The organism is Marinobacter maroccanus, from assembly GCF_002933275.1.
Classification (GTDB): Bacteria; Pseudomonadota; Gammaproteobacteria; order Pseudomonadales; family Oleiphilaceae; genus Marinobacter; species Marinobacter maroccanus.
Genome location: NZ_PSSX01000004.1, coordinates 304,417 through 310,894, shown reverse-complemented (window position 1 = coordinate 310,894; position 6,478 = coordinate 304,417). Strand labels below are relative to the sequence as shown.

8 protein-coding genes are annotated in these 6,478 nt (G+C 58.2%); 5 read left to right on the top strand and 3 right to left on the bottom strand.

Features of this window, described 5'->3' with window-relative positions:
• The 4 genes from KEHDKFFH_RS07490 to KEHDKFFH_RS07475 all read left to right on the top strand — a co-directional run.
• Positions 1 to 113: transposase (locus KEHDKFFH_RS07490; RefSeq protein ID WP_146084194.1), on the top strand; the 113-nt coding region annotated here is incomplete at its 5' end.
• 128 nt (positions 114 to 241) lie between these two features.
• A complete protein-coding gene (locus KEHDKFFH_RS07485; protein WP_104321336.1) occupies positions 242 to 1,012 on the top strand; it encodes a type 2 periplasmic-binding domain-containing protein in 771 nt (256 codons plus the stop codon).
• Positions 1,013 to 1,114: 102 nt separating this feature from the next.
• The gene (locus tag KEHDKFFH_RS07480) at positions 1,115 to 2,239 is read left to right on the top strand and encodes an ABC transporter substrate-binding protein (RefSeq protein WP_104321335.1); all 1,125 of its coding nucleotides are present in this window, start codon (positions 1,115 to 1,117) and stop codon (positions 2,237 to 2,239) included.
• Between the two features lie 72 nt (positions 2,240 to 2,311).
• Positions 2,312 to 3,124, top strand: coding sequence for an alpha/beta fold hydrolase (locus KEHDKFFH_RS07475; RefSeq protein WP_104321334.1), 813 nt, complete (start codon positions 2,312 to 2,314; stop codon positions 3,122 to 3,124).
• Here the strand turns inward: KEHDKFFH_RS07475 and KEHDKFFH_RS07470 are convergent.
• The gene (locus KEHDKFFH_RS07470) at positions 3,121 to 3,789 is read right to left on the bottom strand and encodes a transglutaminase-like domain-containing protein (RefSeq protein WP_104321333.1); all 669 of its coding nucleotides are present in this window, start codon (positions 3,787 to 3,789) and stop codon (positions 3,121 to 3,123) included. The two genes, KEHDKFFH_RS07475 and KEHDKFFH_RS07470, sit on opposite strands and share 4 nt — an antisense overlap.
• A 116-nt stretch (positions 3,790 to 3,905) precedes the next feature.
• A complete protein-coding gene (locus KEHDKFFH_RS07465; RefSeq protein ID WP_104321332.1) occupies positions 3,906 to 4,634 on the bottom strand; it encodes a TrmH family RNA methyltransferase in 729 nt (242 codons plus the stop codon).
• Positions 4,635 to 4,790: 156 nt separating this feature from the next.
• On the opposite strand from KEHDKFFH_RS07465, the gene rlmE reads away from it, so the two are divergent.
• Positions 4,791 to 5,411 carry a 23S rRNA (uridine(2552)-2'-O)-methyltransferase RlmE gene (gene rlmE, locus KEHDKFFH_RS07460; RefSeq protein WP_014578767.1) on the top strand — a complete coding sequence of 207 codons (621 nt, stop codon included), beginning with the start codon at positions 4,791 to 4,793 and terminating at the stop codon, positions 5,409 to 5,411.
• Here rlmE and KEHDKFFH_RS07455 read toward each other — a convergent pair whose 3' ends face one another.
• On the bottom strand, positions 5,412 to 6,446 hold the full coding sequence (locus KEHDKFFH_RS07455; protein ID WP_104321331.1) for a histone deacetylase family protein: 1,035 nt from the start codon (positions 6,444 to 6,446) through the stop codon (positions 5,412 to 5,414). It lies immediately after the preceding gene.
• Positions 6,447 to 6,478: the final 32 nt, after the last annotated feature.

The window sequence follows — 6,478 nt, the reverse complement described above, 5'->3', positions numbered from 1 at the left end:
TGGAGGGAATGAACAACAAGATCAAGGTGATCAAGCGGATGGCTTATGGCTACCGGGACAACGATTACTTCTTCCTAAAGATAAAAGCAGCGTTTCCCGGTAAAGCGCGATGAACCTTTTTTTATCGCTAAACCCACAGGTTTAACAAGGTTTTTCTGGTACAAGTGAAACGACGTTGTCATACTTCCGGTCCTGTATGAAAAATAGTCACTTCTTGTCGTCATGGACCGATGTGCGTGTTATGAAACGCTTCCAATCCACATTCCGGGCGCTATTGTTTGGCGCAAGTATTCTGAGTGCACCTGCAGTGGCCGATTCGGTGGTGCGGATTGCCGTGCCAGACATCACCAGCTTGTTGACCGAAAACCGGGACGGTGTTTACCAGAAAATCCTGCACCGGGCCCTGGAAGGTCTTGATGTGGCTGTGACCGAGCAGTTCTATCCCTACAAACGGGCCATGCTGGTGTTCGAGCAGCGTGGTGCCGACTGCATCTATTCCTTCACCGAGGTGCTCGAGCGGCGGCTGGGCGAAAACGCCGTTATCGCGAGTTTTCCCCTGGGCAAGTTCACCTATTACCTGTTTACTCCGCCGGGTGCCGACCCTGTCAGTACACTGTCGAAACTGGAGGGAGAAACCGTGGGCGCGGTCATTGGCCATGAGACCTATCTGGACGGGATTCTGGAGGGCCAGGATATCAACGTGATCTGGTCCAAGAGCGATGCCCAGAACCTGGCCATGCTCGAGCATCAGCGATTCGGCGCAATGATTGCTGCTGTTCCAGATGTCCGTCCATTCCTGGACAGGCTCAGCTACGATCCGGCAACCCCGCTTCTCGAAAGTTATGATCGGCTAACCTGCCACAACACGGAAAACAACCGTCAATTCCTCAGCAACCTGTCGTCTGAGATGAAACGTCTGAAACAAGCCGGTGTGTATGAGCAACTGGCGGGAAACCTGTACGTGGAATTCGAAGACCCTGCTGCGACCACCGAACATTCCATCGTAAACTGAGACTTCGGTTACGGATCACCGCTTGTCTGTTACACGACAGCTAGGTAGCTTAGGCCCCACAAAAGCCAACCCTGCCAGATCGTCCAGAGGGTGAATCGTCACATGAAGTCCCGTCCATCCCTGTTACTGATCAGTTTCCTGCTCCTGCTGACAGGGACTTTGGCTCATGCTGGTCCCAGGCCCAGTATTGTTTTCCTGTCGCCGGATGACTCCAGGTTCTGGCAACTGGTGGCCGGGTTCATGGAGGCGGTGGCGGAGGATCTCGACGTTGACCTGGAGGTTCAATACGATCGGGAGAGTCATCGATTCAGCTATCTTCGCATGGCGAAGGACGTGCTGAGCCGTCAAGAGAAGCCGGACTACCTGTTGTTCATGTGCAAGGAGAATGTTACCGAATCCATGCTCAGGCTCGCGGATGGGGCAGGCGTAAAGGCATTTACCTTCAATACGGATGTGCCTGACGCCGCCCGGGCCAGCCTTGGTCTGCCCCGAACTGTCTTGCCGGGCTGGCTCGGCCACCTTTCTCCGGATAATATTGCCGCCGGTCGTGCCCTGGTAACGCTGCTGGGTAAACAGGCTGAACAATTGGGGCTTGCCTCCGAACCCGGCATTCCCATGGTGGCTCTTTCGGGAACAAGGGATTCCTCTGCCGCCAAGGATAGGGACGGGGGGTTGCTGGCGGCTGCGGTCCAACAGCGCAGTGAACTCCTGCAGCTAGTGTATGCCAACTGGAGTCGTGAGCTGGCCCGTGAAAAAACGGAAATCCTGCTGAAACGCTATCCGAATACGGTCTCCATCTGGAGCGCGAGCGATGGCATGGCACTGGGCGCCATTGAAGCCGCCCGAAATGAAGGCCGGACTCCGGGGCAGGATCTGCTGGTGGGCAGCGTAGACTGGCAACCCGAGGCCCTGGAAAAAATCCGGCAGGGGGAGTTGCTGGTCAGCATGGGCCGACATTTCATGGGCGGTGGACTGGCCTTGCTCCTGCTGCATGACTATCACCATGGTCGGGATTTCGGTGATATGTCACCGGACTACGTATTCCGCTACGAGCTGGAACCTGCAACCCGGGACAATATTGACCAGGTGCAGCGCATTATGGACCCGGAGAATTGGAGCGCCGTTGATTTCCGGCGGTTCAGTCGGGCCGGGGGCGCGGAAGCATCCGGGTCAGTACGCAGCGCCGAAGCTTTGATGGATAGGATGGGTGAGGCGCTGGCAAGATAGACCTGCTGAATCGCCTGCATTGCATCGAGGCTGTTCAATAACATGCATTTGAAGTATCACTGAGCCTGAATCATGCAGAGTGTGTTACATAGAAACAGGGTTAGAGTAAGGGGCAGCGGGCGCCAGACGCTGGTTCTTGCACACGGTTTCGGATGTGATCAGGGAGTCTGGGACGATGTCGTCCCGGCTCTGGAGCATGATTTCCGGGTAGTGCTGTTTGATCATGTGGGCTGTGGCCTTGCCAGCCGGTCCGCATACCGGCCCGAAAGGCATGGCTCATTGCGAGGCTACGCCGCGGATCTGCTTGATGTTGTTGATGCCGTTGCCTCGGAACCGGTTATCCTCGTTGGCCACTCTATCGGCGGGATGATGGGGCTGCTGGCTGCCACCATGCTGCCGGACAGGTTCCATCAGATCATCGCCATCAACCCCTCTCCACGCTATATCAACGATGGCAGAGGCTATGTGGGCAGCCTTGATGAGTCCGAGGTGATGGCCATGCTTGATCAGATTGAGACGAACCAGGCGGGGTGGGCCTCCAGCCTCGCCCCGCGTGTGATGGAGAACTCCCATCGCCCGGAGTTGACCGATCGGCTTATCCGAAGCTTCATGGCCATGGACGCCAAGCACCTAAGAAGATTTGCAGAAGTGACATTCCTGTGTGACTTCCGTAGTGAACTTGCCAAAGTTCCGGTGCCGGTGGATATTCTGTACGGGCTCTATGACCGCGTGGTGCCGGTTTCTGTGGTCAACTATATGGCTACCCGAATTCCGGATGCCCGTTGCACGGTTCTGGATGCCGAGGGCCACTACCCGCAACTCAGTGCCCCTGCGGATCTATCGTCCAAGATCCGTCAGGTCATTGCCCATCGCCTCGGAGACTAGGGCCCGTTTATATCCTGCTCCAGGCTCTGTTCACTGATTGCTGGTTCATTATCCTGTTGGAACAGATGGCCGTAGGCGGCCCTTACTCCTTCGACGATAAAGGCGTGGGGCAGGTCGTCAAACACACCATGGTCGTTTACATACTCCATATGAGCCTGACCGTCTTCCGTGAATTCCTGGAAAACGGAATCATGGATGCCGTCAAACTCCAGTGGTTCCACTTTCATCAGTTCGCAGAGCTGCCGGTTGAACGCCGGGGTGGCCTTGACCCACTTGCCGTTCAGGTACAGCTCGATGAAACCGTGCATTCGAAAAATATCCGAGCGCAGCCATTCGATCAGCTTAGGGCTTGAGAGGTGGTTGCGAACATCGGCCAGACCGAGGCGGCTGGGAACGCCAATGGAGCGGGCTGCGGCGCCCAGAAGAACCGCCTTCGGAATGCAGTAGGTTTCGCCGCTTTCCAGTGCATAACTGGCACTGAACGTGTTGGCATCGGTCTGGAACACATAGGGGTTGTAGCTGACGCTGTCACGAACAGCGAGATAGAGCGCCTTGATCTGTTCCACTGGCTCATCAGGCACACCCTCCAGCTGCGACTCGATCCAGGTTTTCAGTTGCGGCTGGTCGTAGTCGAAGAAGGCGGTGGGCTGGAGATAGCGTTCCATAGTCATCAGTCCGGTCTCGGGATCAGTCTCTGATCGTGCTCAATTGATGATCGCCAGGCAATGGCGGTATTCACCAGAACGATTGCCGAAAGTGCTCACAGCATGGGGGTTGCAGCCTAAAGGTCTCGCATTAATTCGTAGGTGCACATATTCACCGCCGAGGCCAGGTTCAGGGATTCGATCTGTCCCTGGCCGTGAATGCTGTAGGGCACTGCCTGAAGCTGGTCCAGGGCCTCGCGCGGCACACCCCGGGCCTCGTTACCGAACAGATAACAGTCGTGCTGGCGGAAGGCCTGTGAGGCCATCGAACCGCCATTGAGGTCGAGGCAGGCAAGGCTGTGGTATCGGTCGGGAAGGCTGGCAAGATCAACGTCGGTCTCAAGCGGGACGTGAAAGAGCGCCCCCATGCTGGCACGCACCACCTTCGGGTTGAACGGGTCCACACTGCCTGGGCTCAACAGGCACCGGAAACCGCCGAACCAGGCGAGCGTGCGCAGAATCGTGCCCAGGTTGCCGGGGTCCTGAACCTCGTGCAGATAAATCGCTTTTTCTCCCGGCACCGGTTCTGCCGGGCGCTCCGGCATGGGAACCACCGCCAGAATCCCCTGCGGTGTTCGGGTGTCAGCGAGCTGTGCCATCTGGCGATCGCTGATGGCATGAGTCCTGAACGGGCTGTGCCAGTGCTCATAGGCACCGGTGACGTAAAGCTTCGAGGCTTCCAGGGCAGGTTGCCGGGTGGCGGCTTTCTGCAGCTCAAGAATCAGGTGCTCGCCCTCAACGAGGTAGTGGCCAAACGACTGCCGGTACTTTTTCTGGTGCAGCTTTTTGATGTCGGCCAGATTCACGAGGGCGGTCTCCCGTCAGGTGGGCTTGGTGGGTTCTGAAAAATCACAGAATGCTGGCCGGATTGTACGTGTGGCCGGCCCGGTTGTCAGGATTTTGCCGCCGCCGGGCGCGGCACGTACAATTAGCGCCTGGCTTTCCCGTTTTGAAGAGACCCCATGGCCCGATCCAAAAGCAGTAACCGCTGGCTTGAAGAGCACGTAAACGACCCCTTCGTGAAACAGGCGCAGGTGGATGGCTACCGCTCCCGGGCCAGTTACAAGCTTCTTGAAATCAACAAGAAGGACCGGCTGATCCATCCCAATATGGTGGTGGTGGATCTGGGTTCCGCCCCCGGTGGCTGGTCCCAGGTGGCGGCCAAACTGGTGGGCCACAAGGGCCGCGTGATTGCCTCCGACATCCTGCCCATGGATGCTATTGCCGGGGTGGACTTTATCCAGGGTGATTTCACCGAGAACGATGTGTTCGAGTCAATCATGGCTACCCTGGGCGATGACCCGGTGGACGTGGTGATTTCCGACATGGCGCCGAACATCAGCGGCGTGACCGTTGCCGACCAGGCTTCGTCCATGTACCTGGTGGAACTGGCCCTGGACATGGCAAGCCAGGTGCTCAAGCCCAAAGGCAGCTTCCTGGCCAAGGTATTTCAGGGCGAAGGGTACGACGAGTACCTGAAATCCGTGCGCGCCGTATTCGACAAGGTTGTGGTGCGCAAGCCGGATTCCTCCCGCTCCCGCTCCCGGGAAGTCTACATTCTTGGCAAGGGCTTCAAGGGCTGATTAGCCTGCTGCCCGGTCGAACCCCTGCATCACGTTCACCGCATTGACGCCGATGGCGTCGACATCATAACCACCTTCCATGGTAAATACCGTTGGTAGTCCAAGCTGTGCCAGGCGCTGGCCCAGGGTCAGGTAATCGCCGGAGGTCAGCTTGAAGAATGAAATCGGGTCTTCTTCGAAGGTATCAACACCGAGGGCAACCACCAGGGCGTCCGGCTGGAATGCCTGGCTCCGCTCGCAGGCGGTTTCCAGCCCCTGACTCCAGACGCTGTAGGGCGTGTTGGGCGGATAGACGATGTTCAGGTTATAGCCTTCGCCGGCGCCCTCGCCGGTCTCATCTTCAAAACCGAGAAAATGCGGGAACACCAGGTCCGGATCGCCATGCAGGCTGATGGTCAGCACGTCGTCGCGATCGTAGAAAATCGCCTGGGTGCCGTTGCCGTGGTGGAAGTCCACATCCAGCACGGCGACCTTGCCATAGCCCTGGTCACGAAAGGCCTGGGCCACGATGGCGGCATTGTTGAAGAAACAGTAACCGCCGAACAGATCGGCGTGGGCATGGTGTCCGGGTGGCCGGCACAGGGCAAAGGCGGCGCGTTCACCACCGGCCACCAGTTTCTGGGCGGTCAGGGCCACGTTGGCTGATGCCCGGGCGGCTTCCCAGGTGCCGTCCGAGATGGAGGTCTCTGCCGCAAAGCTGTAGTAGCCCAGCCGGCCATCGATGTCTTTGGGCAGCCGGTGGCGCATGCCGCGCCCGGCCCAGACCGCCGGGATGGCTTCCCCCGGTTTGCCGGCCGCCAGCCATTCCTGCCAGCAGGTTTCCAGGAACGCCACGTAATCGGCGGTATGCACCCGTTTGATGGGCTCAAGACCAAATTCCTCCGGTTCCAGGATCTCCCCGAGCGCCTGATCCTTCACCCGTGCCAGGATGGTTTCCGCCCGCGAGGGTTTTTCGTGGGGCTCGATCAGCAGGCCGCCATCCAGTTCGGTTTTGACATGGCGGCGGCTGTGCAGTGGCGAGAAAACGGTTTTCATGGTCGGGGATAGTCCTGGCTCAAAGGTGCGAG